We start from the raw sequence: 18,572 nt of genomic DNA on the forward strand, positions 1-18,572 counted from the left end.
GTGAATGTCAAGCCGGTCGAGTTTAACGCGGATCGGGCGGAGATATGTTAATGGTCGCCACCGGCCGCCAGCGCCAGTCCCTGCACCACGCCGAAGGAAGCGTCCCCATGCACATGATGGGAATCGGGGAAGATGTCGACGGCCGCCTGTCGCAGGTAGCCCGCGCGTGACATGCCACCGGTCAGGAACACCGCCTGTGGCGCAGTGCCGATGTCCTGGCGGACCTGCTGCAACAGTTCGCGCAACTGGCCCATGTAGCCACTGGCGGCCTGGCCCAGGCCGTCCGCAGAGGCGGATGCCTGCAGTCCGGCCTCGATGAAGGGCAGCGGGCTGGCATGCCCGGTCGCGCTGCTGAGGGCGATCTTCGCCCGTTCCACCTCGCGGTACAGCCGGGCGGTGTTGCCGGTGTCCTGCAGCGCCTGCAGGCGGCTGCCCCACGGGTCCTCGACATGGTCGTAACGATGCTGGCGGAAATCGCGCTGGCGGGTCATGTCCTGCACGGTGGCCGCCTCCACGTAATGATGGGTGGGCACACGGGTGATGCCACGGCCGAACAACGGCATGTACGTCGCCAGGCTCAGCGCCAGGTCGATGTCGGTGCCGCCGCGGGCGATACCCCAGGCGCGGTGGATACGGGGTGGCTCGCTTCCGCCGACCCGGGCGTGGGCGACGTCGGTGGTGCCGCCACCGATGTCTACGATGATCGCTTCGTGGGTTTCGGCGCTGGTGGCGTGGTAATGCATCGCCGCTGCCGCCGGCTCCTCCATGAACTCGACCTGGTCGAACCCGGCGGCGACGGCCGCTTCACGCAGGATCGCCAGCGCCTGGTCGTTGCCGGCCTCGCCGATGGAACTGCGGAACTGCACGGGCCGGCCCAGCAGCGCTTCGCGCACCGGTATCCCGAGCTGCGCACTGGCGGTCAGGCGTATGTGCTCGAGGATATGGGTGGCGATGCCCGTGATGGTCTGTCGGGCGCGCGGGTGCAGGTTGTAGCCGAGCATGGATTTCGGGCTCTGCACCAGGTTGCCCTCGTTCTCCTCGAAGTAGGCTTCCAGCGCGGCATCGCCATAGACCGCGTTCTGCAGCAACTGGCTGGAACTGCGCGGTTCGGCGATGCGGTTCTCCATCCATTGCCGACGCAGCACCCGTAGCGCCTCGCGCCGCAGCGATTCCACGGGGCGTGGCTGGCCAGCGGCGCGGGCATCGCGTGCGGCGCTGTCCATCAGCTGCTGCAGTTCATGCTCCTGCGCTGGATCGGGCTGGAAATCGCCGGGATCCTGCATGGCGCCGGGGAAGTAGACCGTGGTCCGGAACTGGTCGGCCGCCCCGAACCGGATCGGTTCCACGCGTCCGTCGCGGACGACGGCTGCGGCGGAGTTGCTGGTGCCGAAGTCGATGCCCAGGCGCATGTGTGATCTTCCGGTATTCCGAGGGCCGCGCACTGTAGCGTGCCGGCTGGCGCAGCGCCAACGTCGACTGCCGGGACGGGAGCAGAAGCTGCGGGGCGGTTGGGGGGTGGGGCGGTTACAATGGCCGACTGTCGAATTCCCGCAAGGTCCCGCCATGTCCGCCGTCCCCGCTTGCCCCCAATGCACCCTGGAAAACACCTATGCCGACGGGGCGCTGATGATCTGCGCCGATTGCGGGTTCGAGTGGACTGCCGAGGAAAGCGCGGCTTCCGACCTGGTCGTCCGTGACAGCAATGGCAATGTACTGGCCGCTGGCGATACGGTCACGGTGATCAAGGACCTGAAGGTCAAGGGCTCATCGATCCCGCTCAAGCAGGGTACGGTGATCCGTGGCATCCGCCTGGTCGAGGATGATGCCGAGCACATCGAAGGCAACTCGGACAAGATCAAGGGCCTGGTGCTGAAGACCTGCTTCCTCAAGAAGGCCTGAGTACGCCTGCGGCACCACGGTACTCAGTGGACGCGCAGGCTGGCCTGCTGCCGGCGCCAGCGTTGCAGGCTGTCCAGCTTCTCCTGGTAGCGCGTCTGTAGTGCCGTTCCACCGAGTTCCTGTGCACGCATCAGTTCGTGGTCGGCGCGCGGCAGGTTGCCAGACATGACGTAGGCGCGCGCCAGCGCGAAGTGGAACTGGTGTGCGCTGCCATACAGGCGGATCGCGCGGCGATAGAAGCGGATGGCGCGGTCTGCATCGCCGGCGCGCTCGGCCTGTACGCCCAGCCCATACTGGATGAACGGGTCGCCCTGGCGCACGTTCTGCAGGCGGAGTTGCAGGCGGGCAGCCTGCCTTGCTTCGCCCAACCGTGCCAGCAACGCACTGGCATTGGCCAGGCTGGCTACATGCCGGGGAGCTGCCTGCAGTGCCCGCAGGTAGTACGCCTTGGCCAGCGACAGATGGCCCTGCCGGCTTTCCAGCACGCCCAGGTTGTTCAGTGCGGCGGTGAAATCATCCGCCTGCCGCAGCGATGCCTGCAGGTAGGCGCGGGCGCCCTGCACATCACCGGCTTCCATCTGCGCAGCGCCGCGGTTGTTGTAGAAATGCGCCAGTGCGCGTGCATCGCTGATCGGGCGTGGGCCCTGGCGGTCGTAGAGCACGTTGCGGTCCAGGTCCACGGTAGCTTCGCGTCCGTTGATCCCGATGCCGGCGTTGACATGGCCGACGCTGTAGAGCGCGCCTGCATCCTGGTACCAGGACACCACCTGCTCCACCTCCTGCACGCGCGCCTGGATGCCGGATTCGCGTGCCAGGGTGACGAACAGCAGGGTGAAGGACAGGCAGTTGGCGCGACGATACTGCCAGGTCTCCGCCACGGTGTAGGTCGCGTCGGCATCGTATTGCAGGTCCATGCCGTCGCGGTCGAATATCATCTCCGCCAGGCGTTGCAGGCGTTCTTCGCGCCCGTTGCCGGGAGCGATGACGCGCGCATGCAACAGCGCCGAAAGACCCGATGGGATGGCCAGGACCTCGTCCGGAGACGGCATGGGGCCGTTGAAGGTGGCCGGCGGCGTGTCGGCAGCCGGCATTTCCGCGCTGGCCTGCGCGTACGGTAGTGCCGTGCCCAGCAACAACAGGAGCATCAGCGACCTGCATGACATCACCGTTCTCCACTGGCGCGGGAAAGGTCCACGGCAGGAGTCTAGCGCTGTGCCGGCACGCCACGCCGCCGCCGGTCGGATGGATGCCGTCATCCACACGCGGTGTGGACGAGGTCGCGGCAAAGCTGTGCATAACTACCTGCGGACGTTGCGCGGCGGGCATCGTGAAAGGGTGGTGAAATTTTCGCCAGTGCTTGCACCGGTACCGCCGCCGGCAGCATGCTGCAGCCATGGAATTCCAGCCGATCCGCCTGCCCGCCGCGCAATGGGACGCGCTGCAGGCCAGCTATGCCTCGCCGCCGCGTGCCTACCACCATTTCGGCCACGTGCGCGCGCTGCTGCAGCACGCGCAATGGGTAGCCGATGGCCCGGGCTGGCGGCAGCCCGGTGAGGTCTACCTGGCCGTGCTGTACCACGACGCCATCTACGAAAGTGGCCGCAAGGACAACGAAGCGCGTTCCGCGGAGCTGGCGATGGAATCGATCCGGCACTGGCTGCCGGACGCCGGCATCGATGTGGGGCGCGTGCGCGATCTGATCCTGTTGACTGCGCAGCATGGTGCGCTGGGACCGGCGGACGTGGATGATGAGGCTGCCCTGTTCCTGGATTGCGACATGGCCATCCTCGGCGCGCCGGCTGCCGTGTTCGATGCCTATGACCGCGGTGTCGCCGAGGAGTATGCCGGCAGCGTGCCGGGCTTCCTGTACCGCGCAGGCCGGCGCAGGTTCCTGCGCAACCTGCTGCGGCAGCCACGCATCTTCCTCAGCGATCTGTTCCACCAGCGTTTCGATGCGCCGGCGCGGAACAACCTGCAGCGGGTGGCGGGCCCCTGAAGCCGGCCGTTAAACTGGCTGCCAACCCGTTGCCGGTGTGCGTGCGTGCCTGATTCCGATCCCCGTCCCGTCCCGCCGGAAGAGCCCGGTCCCAACGAATGCTGCGGCAGTGGCTGTCCGCTGTGCGTGCTGGACCTGTACACAGAGGAGCTCCAGCGCTATCGCGAGGCGCTGCGCGCGTGGCAGGAGCGGCATCCGGAAGGAGAGGCAGGGTGAGTGGCGTGCGGATTCGATCCGGCATGGCCGCGTCGTGCGCCGTGGCGATGGTGGCGCTGCTGCTGTTCGTCGCTGTCGCGGCATGGACGCAGTTTGCCCGCCAGGACCTGGACTGGGTCCGGGCCACCTTGAGCCTGTACCTGCATGGCCCATGGGGGCTGGCGTTGCGTACTGCATACTGCCTGCTGGCGCTGGCCATCGCCTTGCTGGGCATTGCGATGTACCGGCATGGCATCGGGCCGCGCCGCAGCGCTGCGGCGCCGTTGTTGTTCGTCTGTGCCGGATTGGGATTGGCCGGCGTCGCTGTCGGCGACAGCTGGTTGCCGGAACGTGCGCCGCTGGCCTGGCCGCTGGTGCATGGACTCTCGGCCATGACCGCGTTCCTGTGCGCCAGCGTGGCGATGCTGCTGCAGGCCTGGTACCTGCGTCGCGAACCCGGTTGGCAGCGGTCCGCCGCGGTGCTGTGGTGGTGGGCATGGGCGGCATTCATCCTGCTGTGGGCGCACGTGCTGTGGCGCGGGCCACCGCGTGGCGCCGGACAGAAGCTGGTCATCGCCGTCATCGTCGGCTGGCTGCTGTGGCTGGCCTGGGCGGGATGGCGTCGCAGCCGGGCGCACAACGGCTGAATCCGCCCGTTGCGGCATGGCCCGGAGCGCTGCAGCAGGCGTATCGTTGCAGCGGAATTCCTCGCCCTGTGGAGGCGTGCATGCGGTTTGGCCGTAGTTGCGTTGCAGCAGTGCTGGCGATCGCGCCTGCTTTTTCCTGGCCGGTGGCAGTGGCTGCCGCTCCCGCAACGGCAGTGCCAGCCAGCGTGCCGCGGTGGGTCGACCATGGCCGCTTCCAGCATGTGCCGGTACAACTGCCGGATTCGGGCGTGCAACGTGTCGTGGTGTGGTTCCATCAGGCAGGCAGAAGCCAGGCCCGGCAACTGCGCTTGCAGGCTCTGCGGCGCGACGGTGCGCTGGTGGTCGCGGTGGACATGCAGCAGTTGCGTGCCGCGCTCAGGCGCGAAGGCAGCAGCGACTGCGGGTTCGGCGCCGGTGACGTGGAAAATTTCTCGCGCTGGCTGCAGGCCTACCTGCACCTGCCGGGCTACCGGCTGCCGCTGCTCGGTGGCGATGGGGAAGGGGCGATGCTGGCCTACGCACTGGCGGCGCAGGCTGGCCCGGGCTTGTTTGCCGGCCTGTTGACCACCGGTTTCGATCCGGAGCAGGTTGCGCCTGGCCTGGCGTGTGGTACAGCCGTGGCGCAGGGACGTTTGCGGCCGGTGGCGTTGCCGCTGCCGTGGCTGGACGCGGCCGGAACAGCCGACGCACGTGTCTTCCAGCAGGGGATCGCCAGTGCACGCAGGTTCCGGCAGACGGCCGATGGCGACGCTACGCCCGGATTGCTGGCGGCGGCACGGGTGATCGGCGCAGCACCGGGCGTCAGTGTCGCGCCACCGCCGACGGTGCTGGAGGGGCTGCCCGTGGTGGAAGTGCCGGCGCAGCGGCCGGGCGATACCCTGGCCATCTTCGTGTCGGGTGATGGTGGCTGGGCCGGCCTGGACAAGGCCGTGGCCGCTGCACTCGCCGCGCAGGGGGTATCGGTGGTGGGAGTCGATTCGCTGCGTTATTTCTGGACAGCGCGCACGCCGGCAGGCTTCGCTGCCGACCTGGCCCGGATCGCGGAACATTACCAGCGGCAATGGCAGCGTCCCCGCTTGCTGCTGATCGGCTTTTCGCAGGGGGCCGATGTGCTTCCAGCCAGCATCAACGAACTGGATCCGTCCTTGCGTGCGCAGATACAACGGATCGTACTGATGTCCGTGGGGCGCCAGGCGGAGTTCGAATTCCATGTGGGCAACTGGCTGGGCAGCAGTGGCGAAGGACTGCCGATCGCACCGGAAGTCCTGCGCCTGCCCGCGTCGAAGACGCTGTGCATCTATGGCCAGGACGATGCCGATGCCCTGTGTCCGGATCTTCCTGCTGGTAGCGGAGTGCAGACGCTGGCACTTCCGGGCGACCATCATTTCGATGGCGACCATGCGCGCCTGGCACGGGAAATCCTCAAGGCCGCCCAGCCCCGTTAGCGCGACGTCCCGTTGCCCTCCAGCGTGGCCAGGCGTTACCTGCGCGGCTCCAGCGAGATCAATCGCGTCGCATCCAGCAATGCAGCCGGCAAGTGCATGCCGCCCGGTGCGGCAAGGTAGCGCGGGCGCCACTGCGGTGCGAACTTGGACTTGAAACGACGCAGTCCACTGAATCCATAGAAGCGCTCGCCGTGCCGCGCCACCAGCCCGGCGACCCGGTTCCAACGCCCGGCCAGGCGATGTTCGGCCAGCCCGGACAGGGGCGCCATGCCCAGCGAAAAACGGGTGTGGCCCTGGGCATGTCCCCACAGGAACAGTTCGATGAAAAGAAAATCCATCGTGCCCTTCGGTGCATCGGGCAAGTGCCGCATCAGGTCCACCGACAGCTCCTGCCCAGCCGGCGCCTGCCAGAGATTGGCGAATGCCACGATGCGTCCTTGCGCCTCCACCAGCGCGACGGGGAAACGGGCCAGGTAGGCGGGATCGAAACTGCCCAGCGAGAAGCCCTTTTCCTCGCCGGCCTTGTCGTCCAGCCATGCAGCGGAGACCACCGCCAGCGCGGGCAACAGGGCCGGGACTTCCGCCGCCGATGCAACGCGGAAGGCCAGGCCGGCGCGCTTGCCACGGTTCCAGGCCTGGCGCAGGTCGGCACGGTCGCGTCCCTCCAGTCCAAAATCCTGCAACGGCACCATCGCTTCCTCACCGAGCTTCACCAAGCCCAGGCCGAGATCGAGATAGGTCTGCCAGTACGCCTCGCCTACCTGGTAGAACACCGGCCGCAAGCCGAGTCGATCGGCTTCTTCGCGGAAACGCCAGATCAGTGCACGGGCAACGTCAGGTGGTCCGACCGGGTCGCCCATCGCGATCAGTGACCCGCCATGGCGCTGCATCATCACGAAGCCGAGTCCATTGTCGTCGCGCAGCACCGCTTTGTCGGCGGTGAGGACCAGGCAGGCCTGGGTATCGCGGGCCATGGCGAGCACCGGTGCCAGTGCCTGCAGCGTCGCCTCGTCTGCCGCCGGCAATGGACCGCGCGTGCTGTGCAGCAGCCGTGCCACGCCGAAGATCGCCACGGCGACCGCCACCAGCAACAGGGCACGCAACGCACGTGGCGCGCTGGCGGACAACGCGAACTGCCACCACAGTTCGTTCTGGTACTGGACATGGCTGTAGACGAAGAACAGCAGCCAGACCACCGCGACCAGTACCAGTCCGAGGTTGCGGATCCATGGCCACGACCAGGCCTGGTCCAGCAGGGCACCCTCGCGGTAGAACTCGCGCCGTGCGGCCCACAGCGCGGTGGCGGCCAGCAGCGCGGCCATGGCGATCAGTATCTGCCCGCCGCGCAGCCAGATGGGAAGTGGCGCCAGTACGCAGACCAGCAGCGCCAGCATCCAGGCGGCATGGCTGCGGCGGGCCAGGCCTTGGCCGATCAACAGCAGCAATACGCCGCCCAGGCTGCCCAGCAGGTGCGAGGTTTCCAACAGTGGCAGGGACGCCGTTGGCAGGAGATGGTGCGTGGCCGGTAACGTGCCGTCGATCAGCAGCGCGGCGCCCACGCTGAACACCGCAAGGGCGATGATGTTCGGCAGCCAGGGGCGCAGCGCCTTCCAGCCGGCGCGCGTCGCGCCTGCGCTGACGCGCAGCGGCCGGCGCATGCTGGGTGCGATGGCCAGCAGCGTTGCCAACAGCAGCGGCAGCACGTAATAGGTGATGCGGTAGACCAGCGCAGCGGCAAGCACCGCCCCAGGGGCTACCTGCGGCAACAGTTTGAGCAGGCTCCATTCGAACACACCCAGCCCGGCCGGAACCGTTGATACCAGCCCGGCCAGCACGGCCACCAGGTACAGGCCGACGAAGCCGGGCAGGCCGGTGGGGGTTGAATCCGGCAGCAGCACATAGAACGCTGCGGCGGCCAGGATCAGTTCCACCACGCTGAGCGCGGTCACTGCCAGCGTGGTACGACGGTCCGGCAGCCACAGCGCATGGCCGAACAGGGAAAACCCGCGACCCTGGCGACCCACCAGCACGACCATCAGCGCATAGGCGAGCAGCACGCCAGCACCGGTTGCCCGGAGGGCCCCGGCCTGCAGCGGCAACGCCTGCGCGGCCGCCGCCGGTTCCAGGCACAGCGCCACGCCCAGCAGCACCCAGGCCCCGAATACGAACCCGAGGGTGCTCATCAACACCACCTGGCCGATCTGCGCCAGGTCCAACCCGGCACTGCGATAACCACGCAGGCGGACGGCACCGCCGGTGAGGGCGGCAAAGCCCACCGTCTGGCCCAGTGCATGGGCCAGGAATGCGGTGATGCCCACGCGCGCGGGATGTACGTGGATGCCACTGCGGCGCAGGCCGATGGCATCGAAACCCACCAGGCAGGCATAGCTGGCCAGGGCCAGCAGTACGGCCAGCGTCAGCTGCCCGCCGCCGAATCCGTGGAAGGCCTGGCGCACCGCGCGGTAGCCGTGTTCGTCGAAGGCGCCCGCCAGCCCATGCAGTGCCAGGGCCAGCACGACCAGCGGAAATACAACGGCCAGCAGTCGTTTGATGCGCTGTGCGCGGGACGTCACGGACGCAGGAATGTCGGTCATGGTGGGAAGATAGGCAAGGAGGGGCGATAACGGCGTCAGCACGGTGACGTCGGGAATCGTGCGCCGGTCCCTGCAGCTTGGCTAGTGGGGACGATGGGGCCATTGCGCTGGCGTTGGCGCGTGATGATCACCCACAGCTTCGGCGTGGTGAGGGAGAATGGGGCTTGTCCACCCGATGAGGAGCCACGCCATGATGGAACGTTTCGATGTTGGTCCGCGCATGTCCGAGATGACCGTGCACAACAAGGTTGCCTATCTTTCCGGCCAGGTCCCCGAAGACACCAGCCAGGACATCACCGGACAGACGCGCCAGGTATTGGAAGAGATCGACAAGCTGTTGATGCTGGCGGCCAGCGACAAGCAGCACGTGCTGCGTGCAGAGGTCTTCCTTGCAGACATCGCTGACTTCGATGGCATGAACCAGGCGTGGGATGAGTGGGTGGTGGCTGGCATGACCCCGGCACGTGCGACGGTGGAAGCCAAGCTGGCGCATGCCGAGTGGAAGGTCGAGATCGTGATCACTGCCGCGGTGCCGTGACGGTCGAGGCAAGGTCGACAGCAACAGCGGAAGCAACAGCAACAGCAACAGCAACAGCTGCAGGGTTGTGGGTTGGTGGGGCGGGGTGGATTGGCGGGGGACGGCAACGTCCGCATCCTGCGGGCCTCGTTTCGCGCCATCCGTGGCGCTCAACGCCCCCGCCAACCCACCCCCCCCCACCTTCGACAGGTCCATGCGGCGTCGGGTAGCGCCGGGCCATGCCCGGCGGAATGGGGGGAGGGGATGGGTAGAGCGGGGCCATGCCCCGCTGCTCTTGTTTCTGGTCGAAGCAAGGTCGACAGCAACAGCAGAAGCAACAGCAGAAGCAAAAGCTGCAGGGCTGTGTATTGGTGGGGCGGGGTGGATTGGCGGGGGACGGCAACGTCCGCATCCTGCGGGCCTCGTTTCGCGCCATCCATGGCGCTCAACGCCCCCGCCAACCCACCCCGCCCCACCTTCGACAGGTCCATGCGGCGTCGGGTAGCGCCGGGCCATGCCCGGCGGAATGGGGGGAATGGGGGATGGGTAGAGCGGGGCCATACCCCGCTGCTCCTGTTTCCGGTATTGCGCCAACGGCAGCGGGGCATGGCCCCGCTCTACCATTTTTTTTACGCGGCTGGCGGCCACCGGAAACTGTCCGAGGGCCGGGCGGGTGGGGTATGCGGGGCCTTGAGCGGCAGGAGCCGCGAAGAGCTACAAGGACGTACTTGCGCGTGCCCCGCATACCCCACCCGCCCGGCCAACCCCAGATGCAGCTCGAAAGCCCACCCACCGCGAGGGGGTCAGCCCGTTCGACCTGCCAGCTCGATGCAGTCCACCGGACACGGCGGGATGCACAACTCACAACCGGTGCACAGGTCCGCGATGACCGTATGCATGTACTTCGCGCCGCCAACGATGGCGTCCACCGGACAGGCCTGTATGCACTTGGTGCACCCGATGCAGTCCGCTTCCACGATCACCGCCACCTGCGCCGGCTTGTGCTCGCCGCGCGCACGATCGTAGCCGACAGCTGGAATGTCCAGCACCTGCGCCAATGCATGCGCACCCGCATCACCGCCAGGAGGACAGCGTTCGACACCCACTTCGCGGCGCGCCATGGCTTCCGCATACGGGCGACAGCCGTCGTAGCCGCATTGCCCGCACTGTGTCTGCGGCAACAAGCGGTCCAGGCGTTCGACCAGCGGGGGAGGCATCGTGCTCATGCGTGGCGGTGGCTGCGCGAAGAGGTCATTTTTCCAGGGGTTTTCCGCGATACCAGCGGTCGTGGGCCAACGCCAGCATCGGTTTGTCTTCGTGGCTGTCGCCATAGGCATGGATGCGTGCATAGCGCGACAGGTCGAAACGCCGGCCGATCTGCTCGGCCTTGCGCGGCCCGCAGTCGCCGCCTTCATAGCGACCGGTCAGGCGGCCATCCTGGCTCTCCAGCCGGTTGCAGATCAACTGCAGGCCCAGTTGTTCGCACCATGGCTGCAGGTACAGGTCCAGCGAACCGGAGACCACCACCACGGTGTGCTCCTGCTGCAGGTGCCAGTGGATCTGTTCCAGCATCTGCGGCCGCAGCATCCTTGGCAATTCGTCGTGCGCATAGCCGGAAGCCAACGTGGCGATATCCTGCACATGGCGGCCACTGAAGGCCAGGCGGGTCACGCGTGCACGGATGCGTTCGGCGGAAATCAGCCGCAACCGGTATGCCAGCAACCACGGACCGACCTTCCACCACGCCCGTGCAAGCTGTTCGGGGGTGGCGACGCGGCGCAGGAACCGGCCATAGGTATCGCAGGTGGTGACGGTATGGTCGAAGTCGAACAGCGCCAGTTCCATCGCGGTCTCCATGGCCGGGCGCAGCCAGGCTGCGCCGCTGTGGTCAGCGTACCGGCATGCCTGGCAGCGCGCTGCCATCAGCATCCAGCAGCGCCAGCGCACCACCATCGAATCCAGCCGACAGGATCATGCCTTCGCTCAGGCCGAAACGCATCTTGCGCGGTGCCAGGTTGGCGATGAACACCACGTTGCGGCCGACCAACCGTTCCGGTTCGCCATAGCTGGCACGGATGCCGGAGAAGATCTGGCGCTTGCCCAGCTCGCCTGCATCCAGCTCGAAACGCAACAGTTTGTCCGAACCTTCCACGAACTCACAGGCCAGCACCTTGCCGATGCGCAGGTCGAGCTTGGCGAAGTCGTCGATGCCGATATACGCCGGCGCGCCTTCGTCGCTGGTTGCCACGGGAGCGGCAGGTGCCGGCATGGCGGCGGCCTTGGCCGCAGTGGCGGGAGCAGCGGTGGCTGGCTGCAGGGTGTCCTTGGAGGCGTCGGTCATGGCGTCGATTTTCTTCGGGTCGATACGGGTGAAAAGCGGAACATACGCGTTGATGCGGTGGCCCAGCAGTGGCTGTGCCAGCGCCGTCCAGTCACCCACCGGCGCGGCCAGGAATGCTTCGGCCTGCGCCGAGGTGGCAGGCAGCACCGGCTTGAGCGCGGTGACCAGCACGCGGAACAGGTTCAGGCCCTGGCTGCACACCGACTGCAGCTGCGCATCGGCGCCTTCCTGCTTGGCGATCACCCACGGCTTGACGTCGTCGATGTAGCGGTTGGCTTCATCGGCCAGCGCCATCGTCTGCCGGATCGCTGCGGCCGGATCGTTGCGTTCGTAGGCTTCACGGATCGGTGCGAGCGCCTCCACGAAGCGCTGGTACTGCGCCGGGTCCGGCAACTGCGCGGCCAACTGGCCGTCGAAGCGCTTGCTGATGAAGCCGGCGCAGCGGCTGGCCAGGTTGACGAACTTGCCGACCAGGTCGGCGTTGACCCGCGCGACGAAGTCGCCCAGGTTGAGGTCCAGGTCGTCCACGCCACCGGAGGACTTGGCGGCGTAGTAATAGCGCAGTGCCTCCGGTTCCAGTCCGGCATCGAGGAAGGTGCGCGCCATCACGAAGGTGCCGCGTGACTTGCTCATCTTGGCCCCGTCGACGGTCAGGTAGCCATTGACGTGCAGGCGGGTCGGCGCACGACGGCCGGTACCGTGCAGCACCGCCGGCCAGAACAGGCCGTGGAAGTTGACGATGTCCTTGCCGATGAAATGGTGCAGTTCGGTCGACGTGCCGGCACGCAGGTGCGCGTCGAAGTCTTCACCGTTCTTCGCGCACAGCGCCTGGAAACTGGACAGGTAGCCGATGGGTGCGTCCAGCCACACATAGAAATACTTGCCCGGCTGGCCGGGGATCTCGAAGCCGAAATAAGGCGCATCGCGCGAGATGTCCCACGCGCGCAGGCCGCCTTCGGCGTTGAGCCATTCACCCAGCTTGGCCTTGACGCCCGGCAGGGCGACATCGCCGGCCAGCCATTGGCGCAGGAAGCCATCGAAGTGGCCGACTTCGAAGAAGAAATGCTCCGAATCGCGGATTTCCGGCGTAGCCCCGGAGATCACCGATTTCGGTTCCTTCAGTTCCGTGGGGGCGTACGTGGCACCGCACACTTCGCAGTTGTCGCCGTACTGGTCCGCGCTGCCGCAGTTCGGGCAGATGCCCTTGATGTAGCGGTCCGGCAGGAACATGCCCTTGGCCGGGTCGTAGAACTGCGCCACCGAACGGCGGCTGATGTGGCCCTCGGCTTCCAGTTTCAGGTAGAAGGCTTCGGTCAGCGCCTTGTTGGCGGCCGAATTGGTCGAATCGTAGTGGTCGAAGGCCACGCCGAAGGCGGCGAAATCGCGCTCATGGCTGGCTTGGATGTTGGCGATGAAGGTTTCCGGGCTTACCCCGGCTTTTTCCGCCGCCAGCATGATCGGCGTGCCGTGGGTGTCGTCGGCGCAGACGAACCAGGCCGTGCCGCCGCTCATTCGCCGCGCACGCACCCAGATGTCGGCCTGGATGTAGCCCACCAGGTGGCCCAGGTGCAGGGGGCCGTTGGCATAGGGCAGGGCGGTGGTGACGAGCGCGGTACGGGTCATGGTCACGGGGTGCAGCGAGGGGAATCGGTGATTATCGCATAAGGGGTCGGATCCCTTGCCCGTGGAAAGGGATCCGACCGCCAAGGCACCCCGCGGCGCTGCTTACTCGCGGACCCAGGTCTGGGCGCGGCAGATGAAGGCCACGCAGCCGGAGACGTCAAGCTTGTCCCCGCCAGCCTGCAGTTTCATCTTGGACTTGTAGGTCTTGCCATTGGCGGGGTCCAGGATGGTGCCGCCGGACCAACTGGACGCACCATCGGACTTCAGGTCCCACAGGATGGTCATGCCTTTGACCGGCTTGTCCTTGTTCGCACCCTTGCAGCCGTCGCAGACCGGGTTCGGGCCCTTGTCGGACTGCAGGATGTCTACCACCTTGCCGGACAGCGTGCCGTTGCTGGCCTGGGTGATCTCGACGATCGACTTCACCTTGCCGGTCTTGTCGTCGATGGTCTTCCAGCGGCCGGCGGCGCCATCGGCCGCGTTCGCCGACAGCGCGGCCACGCACAGCGGCAGCGCGAGCAACAGGGTCTTGAAGGTCTTGCGCATGGTCCCCTCCCAGGGCGTTGGATCAACGCCGGCTGCAGTGCCGGCACGTGCCGACTGTATACCCATTCGGTGCGGTACGGTGCAAGCCGTGGGCGGGTTCAGGTGATCTCGTACAACTCCAGCGGCAGGTCGTCGGGGTCGGCGAAGAAGGTGAAGCGACGGCCGGTGTATTCATCCACGCGGATCGGCTCGCACGCCACGCCATGCCGGCCGAGGTGTTCGATGACCGGTTCCAGGGCCGCCACGCGGAAGGCGAGGTGCCGCAACCCCTGTGCCTCGGGGCGGCTTGGGCGTGGGGGTGGCTCGGGAAACGAGAACAGCTCCAACTGGCTGCCATCGGGCAGGGCCAGGTCCAGCTTCCATGAGTCGCGCGCGGTACGGTGATGCTCGGCCAGCACCTCCAGGCCGAGCATGTCCACGTAGAACGCACGGGAACGTGCATAGTCGCTGCAGATAAGGGCGACGTGATGGATCCCCGACAGCGCCGGTGCCCGTGGCAGGCTCATGGCACGGGTGCACTGGAGGCGGCCGCCGGCTGCCAGCGCTGCATGCGCTGGTCCAGGATGTCCAGCGGCATCGAACCGTCCTTGAGCAGTTCCGCATGGAAGGCACGCAGGTCGAATGCTGCGCCTTGCGCCTGCCGTGCGCGATCACGCAGCGCAATGATCTTTGCTTCGCCCAGCACGTTGGACAGGGCCTGCCCCGGCTGCGCCATCATCCGTTCCACTTCGGCGCTGGAATCGTCGGAAGACATCGCCGCTTCATTCTCCAGGTAATCCATCGCCTGTTTCTTGCTCCAGCCCTGTGCATGCAGGCCGGTGTCGGCAACCACGCGTGCGGCGCGCGCCAGCGCGGCGTGCAGGTAGCCGATGTGATCGTATGGATCGGCGTACAGGCCCAGCGGTTCGCCCAGTGATTCGGCATACAGGCCCCAGCCTTCGACGAAGGCCAGGTCACCGCCGAGGCGGCGGAAGCGCGGCAGCTTTTCCAGCTCCTGCTGCAGGCCCAGCTGCACGTGGTGGCCCGGGACGGCTTCATGCAGGTACAGCATCGGGGCGCTCCAGCGACGGCGCGTGGGCAGGTTGGACGTATTGATGTACAGCACCGCGGGGCGGCTGTCGGCAATGCCTGGCTGGTAGGACACCGCCGCGCTGGCCAGGGCACGGTCCTGTTCCACCGGCTTGATTTCCAGTGCGGTCCGGGGCTGCGACTGCAGCACGGCTGGCAGTTTGGCGGCTACCTGCTGCTGCAGTTGGCGGTAGCGCCCGAGCATCGCGTTGGCGTCGCTGAACTGGAACTGGCGGTCGCCGCGCATGCTGCGCAGCAGCTTGGCCTCCGAGCCCCTCAGCTTGTTGTCCTTCATCACCGTGGCGATCTGCGCATGCAACGCCTGCACGCGTTGTTCGCCCCAGGCATGCAACTGTGCGGGTTGCTGGTCGGTAGCGGTGGCCTGTTGCAGGGTGCTGGCATACCAGGCCGCGCCATTGGGCAAGGCGCCCATGCCGGCGCTGCTGCGGGTGGCCGGAAGATATTCGGTCGCGATGAAGCCGCGCAGTGCACGGTAGGCGGGCATGACGCGGTACTCGATCATGCGCTTGTATTCGGCACTGATGCGGGCCTTGTCCTCGGCGCCGATGCTGTCGGGCATGGTCCGGATGGGGGTCCAGAAAATGCTTTCCTCGGCCGTGGGCTTGAGCACCGCGTCCAGCTGCGGCAGCACTTTTTCCATCAGGTCGCGCGGTTGCACCACGCCGGCGGCCATGCCCTGGCGCATGTTGGCGATGGCCTGGTCGAAGAGGGCCGGAATGCCAAGCGATCGCCGCGACCAGTTGTCATAGTCCTTGACCGTATTGAACGGCTGCGCGCCGGCGCCTGCACCGAGGATCGCCATGATGCTGCCCAGGTTGTAGTACTGGCTGATCGGCAGCATCCAGGACGGGTACTGTTCGGCGGCCAGCGAGGCGCGGGCGTCGCGCACGAACATTTCGTAGCTGAGCAGATCCTGCCCCTGCAAGCCTTCGCTGCCCACCTTTTCCACCTTGCCCAGCCATTCGGCGGTGAAATCGTGCGACTGCTGGCGCCATGCGGCGGACAGGATGTTCGGCAATTCGGCGTTGTAGCGTGCGTCGCCCTGGAACGTAGCCTGCAGCGGATTCAACTGCATCGAGGCGTCCCAGTACTCTTCGTACAGCCGCTCCAGCTGCGCGGCCCGGCTGGCCTGCACGGCAGGCGTGCGGGGGGCCGGTACGGCAGCGCGTGCACGCGGCTTGGCCTTCGGTTTGACGGCTTGGCGGGACTGCGAAGCAGCAGGGCGGGTAGCCTTCTTCTTCGCGGCTTCGGCCGGCGGCGCGGCGCTGAACAGCATCAGCGAGGCAAGGGTGATTGCCAGGGCGCGGGCAAGCTGGGGCATCGGGTACTTCCGTGGAACACAGACCGTGGAGCTTGCACGATCCGGGCGCGTACGGCCAGCGTCGGCACCGCAGTCAGCCGGTGCGGCGTTGGCGCTCAGTCAGCTGCGGCATCGGCGCGCAGTTGCGCTGCACGTTCGGCGCCAAGATAGTTCGTGATCGCACGCCGCATCAGGTACAGCAAGGGAATCAGCGCAATGGCGAACCCCATCTTGTATACGTAATTGACGCTGCTGACGGCCAGGAACAGCGAGGTCGGCCATTGTTGCGGGCCGAGCACGAAGGCAATCCAGATGACCACGAAACTGTCGATGAGCTGCGATATCGCAGTCGAGCCGGTGGCCCGCAACCAGACGTGGCGCTCACCGGTGGCACGCCGGATGCGGTGGAACACCGATACATCGATCAGCTGGCCGGCAAGGAAGGCGACCAGCGACCCGGCGATGGTCCACATGCCCTGGCCGAACACCGCGGCGAACGCCGCCTGGTAGTCCGGGACGCCATGGGCGGACATCGACCCGACCCACCAGCTGGCCGGGGCCAGTGAGATGGCGGCATAGGCGAACAGGAAGCCGTAGGAGATAAGCACCACCGCCAGCCACGAGATGAAGCGCACGCCGCGCTTGCCGAAGAACTCGTTGATGGTGTCGGTCATGATGAACACCACCGGCCATAGCAGGGTGCCGGCGGTGAAGCTGAGCGAACCTGTCTGGCCAAACAGGTTCCAGTTCAGCGGCGCGATGCCGAGGGTGTCTTCCAGCGCGAAGATCTTGACCCCGATCAGCTCGGCCAGCACCGCATTGGCGCAGAAGAACGCGGCCAACGCGATGAACAACAGGACTGCGCGGTCCTGCAGTGGCCGCATGCTCATGCGTCGCGGTCGCGGTCGCGGTCGCGGTCGCCGGCGCGGGTGAAGGGCACCGAATCCGGTGCTACCGCGCCGCCGGAGATGATGAAGCTCATCGCCTGGTCCACGGTCCAGTCGGTAGGGGTCAGCAGCTCCACCGGCACGATTTCCAGATAGCCGGAGGTCGGATTGGGGGTGGTGGGCACATACACGGCGGCCAGCTCGCGCCCGGTGCCCTGTTCCCGGATCACCCGGGTGACCAGGCCGACCGATTTCATGTCACGGTGCGGAAAGTCGATCAGCACCACGCGCTGGGTGGTGCCCGGTTCGGTCTGCAGCATGTCCAGCAGCTTCTTGGCGCTGTCGTAGATGACGCTGGCCAGTGGAATGCGCTTGATCACCGCACCTACCCAACGCAGCAGGCTCTGGCCGACCACGCGGCGGCTCAGCACGCCAACCGCGAGGATCACCAGCAGGGTGGCCAGCAGGGCCACCACGTTCTGTATCCATTCGGCGCGCACCCAGCCCAGGTAATGTGGGAACGACGTGGCGATCTGTTCGGACATCGGCATCACCAGCGGACTGGAAATGCCCGACAACAGCACGAAGACGAACTTCACTACCACCCAGGTCAGCCAGATCGGCAGCAGGGTCAGCAGGCCGGTCAGGAACAGGCGCTGCAGTGAAGGACGGGGGACGAGGGAGGGGGCTTGGAGTGACATCGGCGCATTGTAGCGGTCGCCGGGCAGGGCATGGCGCGGCGGTCCCCCGCGCGCTGGGCGCCTGCGGGCGTGGCAGGCATCATCCGCTTGCCAGCACCACGGTCCATTCACCGAAGAGCGGGGCGGGCGCGCCAGGATCGGCAGGCTGCAGATCCAGCGTCACCGTATCCCGATCCTGCGCTGACAACGCCTGGTACAGGAGGTCAGTGTCATTCAGCGCCTGTCCCTTGAAGTAGATCTGGGTGACCAGGCGATCATGCCGGCCACGGATGTCGAAATGGATATGGGGCGTGCGTGTCCAGCGCTTGTTGTCTTCAATCACCGGATAAGGGCCGGGGATGATGGTGAGGAAGCGGAACCGGCCTTCGTGGTCGCTGGCCTGCTTGCCGAAGCCCTGGAAGGCGGGGTCGATCGGGGCGGTCAGGTTGGGGTCGCTTTTGTGTGCATACCGCCCATGCCGGTTGGCCTGCCACATTTCGACCATGGCCCCGCCCACTGGGCGACCCTGGGTGTCGATGATCCGTCCACGCAGGTCGAAAGCCTGCCCTAGCGCCCGCCCAGGCTGTCCGGACACGCGGGTCAGGTCGCTGTCGTCATCCAGCGGGCGTTGCAGCGGGTAGAACGGCCCCATGATCTCGGCCGCGGTGAGTCGCTGCTGCTGGCGGGCAAACAGCGAAGGGGTAACCAGCGTGCTGGCGGCGAGCCCCATTGCGCGCAAGGCATGGCGGCGGCTGATCGTGGTTGGCATCGCATTGTCCTCATGATGTGACAGGCCGTGCGGGCGCACGGCCA

18 protein-coding genes are annotated in these 18,572 nt (G+C 66.8%); 6 read left to right on the forward strand and 12 right to left on the reverse strand.

The annotated features are described in order from the left end of the window. Window positions 1-47 precede the first annotated feature (47 nt). Window positions 48-1,409: an Hsp70 family protein gene (locus tag H4O11_RS00765; RefSeq protein WP_182337521.1), complete on the reverse strand. Its 1,362-nt coding sequence runs from the start codon at window positions 1,407-1,409 to the stop codon at window positions 48-50. 154 nt (window positions 1,410-1,563) lie between these two features. Between H4O11_RS00765 and H4O11_RS00770 the strand changes: the two genes are divergently transcribed. Next, window positions 1,564-1,899: a zinc ribbon domain-containing protein YjdM gene (locus H4O11_RS00770; RefSeq protein ID WP_182337523.1), complete on the forward strand. Its 336-nt coding sequence runs from the start codon at window positions 1,564-1,566 to the stop codon at window positions 1,897-1,899. A 23-nt stretch (window positions 1,900-1,922) separates the two neighbouring features. Here H4O11_RS00770 and H4O11_RS00775 read toward each other — a convergent pair whose 3' ends face one another. Further along, window positions 1,923-3,044: a transglutaminase domain-containing protein gene (locus tag H4O11_RS00775; protein WP_425505982.1), complete on the reverse strand. Its 1,122-nt coding sequence runs from the start codon at window positions 3,042-3,044 to the stop codon at window positions 1,923-1,925. Between the two features lie 248 nt (window positions 3,045-3,292). On the opposite strand from H4O11_RS00775, the gene H4O11_RS00780 reads away from it, so the two are divergent. The 4 genes from H4O11_RS00780 (at window position 3,293) to H4O11_RS00795 (ending at window position 6,182) form a co-directional block, all read left to right on the forward strand. Next, the gene (locus tag H4O11_RS00780; protein WP_182337525.1) at window positions 3,293-3,895 is read left to right on the forward strand and encodes an HD domain-containing protein; all 603 of its coding nucleotides are present in this window, start codon (window positions 3,293-3,295) and stop codon (window positions 3,893-3,895) included. Between the two features lie 45 nt (window positions 3,896-3,940). Continuing rightward, window positions 3,941-4,111 carry an oxidoreductase-like domain-containing protein gene (locus H4O11_RS00785; protein ID WP_182337526.1) on the forward strand — a complete coding sequence of 57 codons (171 nt, stop codon included), beginning with the start codon at window positions 3,941-3,943 and terminating at the stop codon, window positions 4,109-4,111. Between the two features lie 23 nt (window positions 4,112-4,134). Next, entirely contained in the window at window positions 4,135-4,737 is a 603-nt protein-coding gene (locus H4O11_RS00790) for a DUF998 domain-containing protein (RefSeq protein WP_246333249.1), read from the forward strand. A gap of 80 nt (window positions 4,738-4,817) precedes the next feature. After that, window positions 4,818-6,182 (forward strand): virulence factor family protein, encoded by a 1,365-nt coding sequence (locus H4O11_RS00795; RefSeq protein ID WP_182337527.1) that lies wholly within the window; start codon window positions 4,818-4,820, stop codon window positions 6,180-6,182. Between the two features lie 35 nt (window positions 6,183-6,217). On the opposite strand, the gene mprF is transcribed toward H4O11_RS00795, so the two are convergent. Next, a complete protein-coding gene (gene mprF / locus H4O11_RS00800) occupies window positions 6,218-8,776 on the reverse strand; it encodes a bifunctional lysylphosphatidylglycerol flippase/synthetase MprF (RefSeq protein ID WP_182337528.1) in 2,559 nt (852 codons plus the stop codon). 190 nt (window positions 8,777-8,966) lie between these two features. Between mprF and H4O11_RS00805 the strand changes: the two genes are divergently transcribed. Beyond that, window positions 8,967-9,314, forward strand: coding sequence for a RidA family protein (locus tag H4O11_RS00805; protein ID WP_182337530.1), 348 nt, complete (start codon window positions 8,967-8,969; stop codon window positions 9,312-9,314). A 782-nt stretch (window positions 9,315-10,096) separates the two neighbouring features. On the opposite strand, the gene rnfB is transcribed toward H4O11_RS00805, so the two are convergent. The 9 genes from rnfB to H4O11_RS00850 all read right to left on the reverse strand — a co-directional run bounded on the left by rnfB (window position 10,097) and on the right by H4O11_RS00850 (window position 18,528). Continuing rightward, a complete protein-coding gene (gene rnfB, locus H4O11_RS00810; RefSeq protein ID WP_182337531.1) occupies window positions 10,097-10,519 on the reverse strand; it encodes an Rnf electron transport complex subunit RnfB in 423 nt (140 codons plus the stop codon). 25 nt (window positions 10,520-10,544) lie between these two features. Further along, complete coding sequence (locus tag H4O11_RS00815; RefSeq protein WP_182337532.1) at window positions 10,545-11,138, reverse strand: HAD family hydrolase; 594 nt, start codon at window positions 11,136-11,138, stop codon at window positions 10,545-10,547. A gap of 43 nt (window positions 11,139-11,181) precedes the next feature. Further along, complete coding sequence (gene metG / locus H4O11_RS00820; RefSeq protein ID WP_182337538.1) at window positions 11,182-13,257, reverse strand: methionine--tRNA ligase; 2,076 nt, start codon at window positions 13,255-13,257, stop codon at window positions 11,182-11,184. Window positions 13,258-13,359: 102 nt separating this feature from the next. Further along, window positions 13,360-13,803: a DUF2147 domain-containing protein gene (locus tag H4O11_RS00825; RefSeq protein ID WP_182337540.1), complete on the reverse strand. Its 444-nt coding sequence runs from the start codon at window positions 13,801-13,803 to the stop codon at window positions 13,360-13,362. Window positions 13,804-13,901: 98 nt separating this feature from the next. Beyond that, window positions 13,902-14,309, reverse strand: a complete 408-nt coding sequence (gene gloA2, locus H4O11_RS00830) for an SMU1112c/YaeR family gloxylase I-like metalloprotein (protein WP_182337542.1) — start codon at window positions 14,307-14,309, stop codon at window positions 13,902-13,904. Continuing rightward, window positions 14,306-16,213, reverse strand: a complete 1,908-nt coding sequence (locus H4O11_RS00835; protein WP_182337543.1) for a DUF885 domain-containing protein — start codon at window positions 16,211-16,213, stop codon at window positions 14,306-14,308. The genes gloA2 and H4O11_RS00835 overlap by 4 nt, the downstream gene beginning before the upstream one ends. A 95-nt stretch (window positions 16,214-16,308) precedes the next feature. After that, complete coding sequence (locus H4O11_RS00840; RefSeq protein ID WP_425505999.1) at window positions 16,309-17,076, reverse strand: queuosine precursor transporter; 768 nt, start codon at window positions 17,074-17,076, stop codon at window positions 16,309-16,311. A gap of 2 nt (window positions 17,077-17,078) precedes the next feature. Further along, window positions 17,079-17,780 carry a DUF502 domain-containing protein gene (locus H4O11_RS00845; RefSeq protein ID WP_182337547.1) on the reverse strand — a complete coding sequence of 234 codons (702 nt, stop codon included), beginning with the start codon at window positions 17,778-17,780 and terminating at the stop codon, window positions 17,079-17,081. Between the two features lie 79 nt (window positions 17,781-17,859). Continuing rightward, the gene (locus H4O11_RS00850; protein ID WP_182337548.1) at window positions 17,860-18,528 is read right to left on the reverse strand and encodes a dioxygenase family protein; all 669 of its coding nucleotides are present in this window, start codon (window positions 18,526-18,528) and stop codon (window positions 17,860-17,862) included. Window positions 18,529-18,572: the final 44 nt, after the last annotated feature.

This window comes from Stenotrophomonas tumulicola, from assembly GCF_014117215.1.
GTDB lineage: Bacteria > Pseudomonadota > Gammaproteobacteria > Xanthomonadales > Xanthomonadaceae > Stenotrophomonas > Stenotrophomonas tumulicola.

Excerpts from the sequence above, each read along its gene's own strand:
- H4O11_RS00765 (WP_182337521.1), bottom strand. The coding sequence starts at position 1,409 with ATGCGCCTGGGCATCGACTTCGGCACCAGCAACTCCGCCGCAGCCGTC.
- H4O11_RS00770 (WP_182337523.1), top strand. The coding sequence starts at position 1,564 with ATGTCCGCCGTCCCCGCTTGCCCCCAATGCACCCTGGAAAACACCTAT.
- H4O11_RS00775 (WP_425505982.1), bottom strand. The coding sequence starts at position 3,044 with ATGCTCCTGTTGTTGCTGGGCACGGCACTACCGTACGCGCAGGCCAGC.
- H4O11_RS00780 (WP_182337525.1), top strand. The coding sequence starts at position 3,293 with ATGGAATTCCAGCCGATCCGCCTGCCCGCCGCGCAATGGGACGCGCTG.
- H4O11_RS00790 (WP_246333249.1), top strand. The coding sequence starts at position 4,135 with ATGGCCGCGTCGTGCGCCGTGGCGATGGTGGCGCTGCTGCTGTTCGTC.
- H4O11_RS00795 (WP_182337527.1), top strand. The coding sequence starts at position 4,818 with ATGCGGTTTGGCCGTAGTTGCGTTGCAGCAGTGCTGGCGATCGCGCCT.
- mprF (WP_182337528.1), bottom strand. The coding sequence starts at position 8,776 with ATGACCGACATTCCTGCGTCCGTGACGTCCCGCGCACAGCGCATCAAA.
- H4O11_RS00805 (WP_182337530.1), top strand. The coding sequence starts at position 8,967 with ATGATGGAACGTTTCGATGTTGGTCCGCGCATGTCCGAGATGACCGTG.
- rnfB (WP_182337531.1), bottom strand. The coding sequence starts at position 10,519 with ATGAGCACGATGCCTCCCCCGCTGGTCGAACGCCTGGACCGCTTGTTG.
- H4O11_RS00815 (WP_182337532.1), bottom strand. The coding sequence starts at position 11,138 with ATGGAACTGGCGCTGTTCGACTTCGACCATACCGTCACCACCTGCGAT.
- metG (WP_182337538.1), bottom strand. The coding sequence starts at position 13,257 with ATGACCCGTACCGCGCTCGTCACCACCGCCCTGCCCTATGCCAACGGC.
- H4O11_RS00825 (WP_182337540.1), bottom strand. The coding sequence starts at position 13,803 with ATGCGCAAGACCTTCAAGACCCTGTTGCTCGCGCTGCCGCTGTGCGTG.
- gloA2 (WP_182337542.1), bottom strand. The coding sequence starts at position 14,309 with ATGAGCCTGCCACGGGCACCGGCGCTGTCGGGGATCCATCACGTCGCC.
- H4O11_RS00835 (WP_182337543.1), bottom strand. The coding sequence starts at position 16,213 with ATGCCCCAGCTTGCCCGCGCCCTGGCAATCACCCTTGCCTCGCTGATG.
- H4O11_RS00840 (WP_425505999.1), bottom strand. The coding sequence starts at position 17,076 with ATGCGGCCACTGCAGGACCGCGCAGTCCTGTTGTTCATCGCGTTGGCC.
- H4O11_RS00845 (WP_182337547.1), bottom strand. The coding sequence starts at position 17,780 with ATGTCACTCCAAGCCCCCTCCCTCGTCCCCCGTCCTTCACTGCAGCGC.
- H4O11_RS00850 (WP_182337548.1), bottom strand. The coding sequence starts at position 18,528 with ATGCCAACCACGATCAGCCGCCGCCATGCCTTGCGCGCAATGGGGCTC.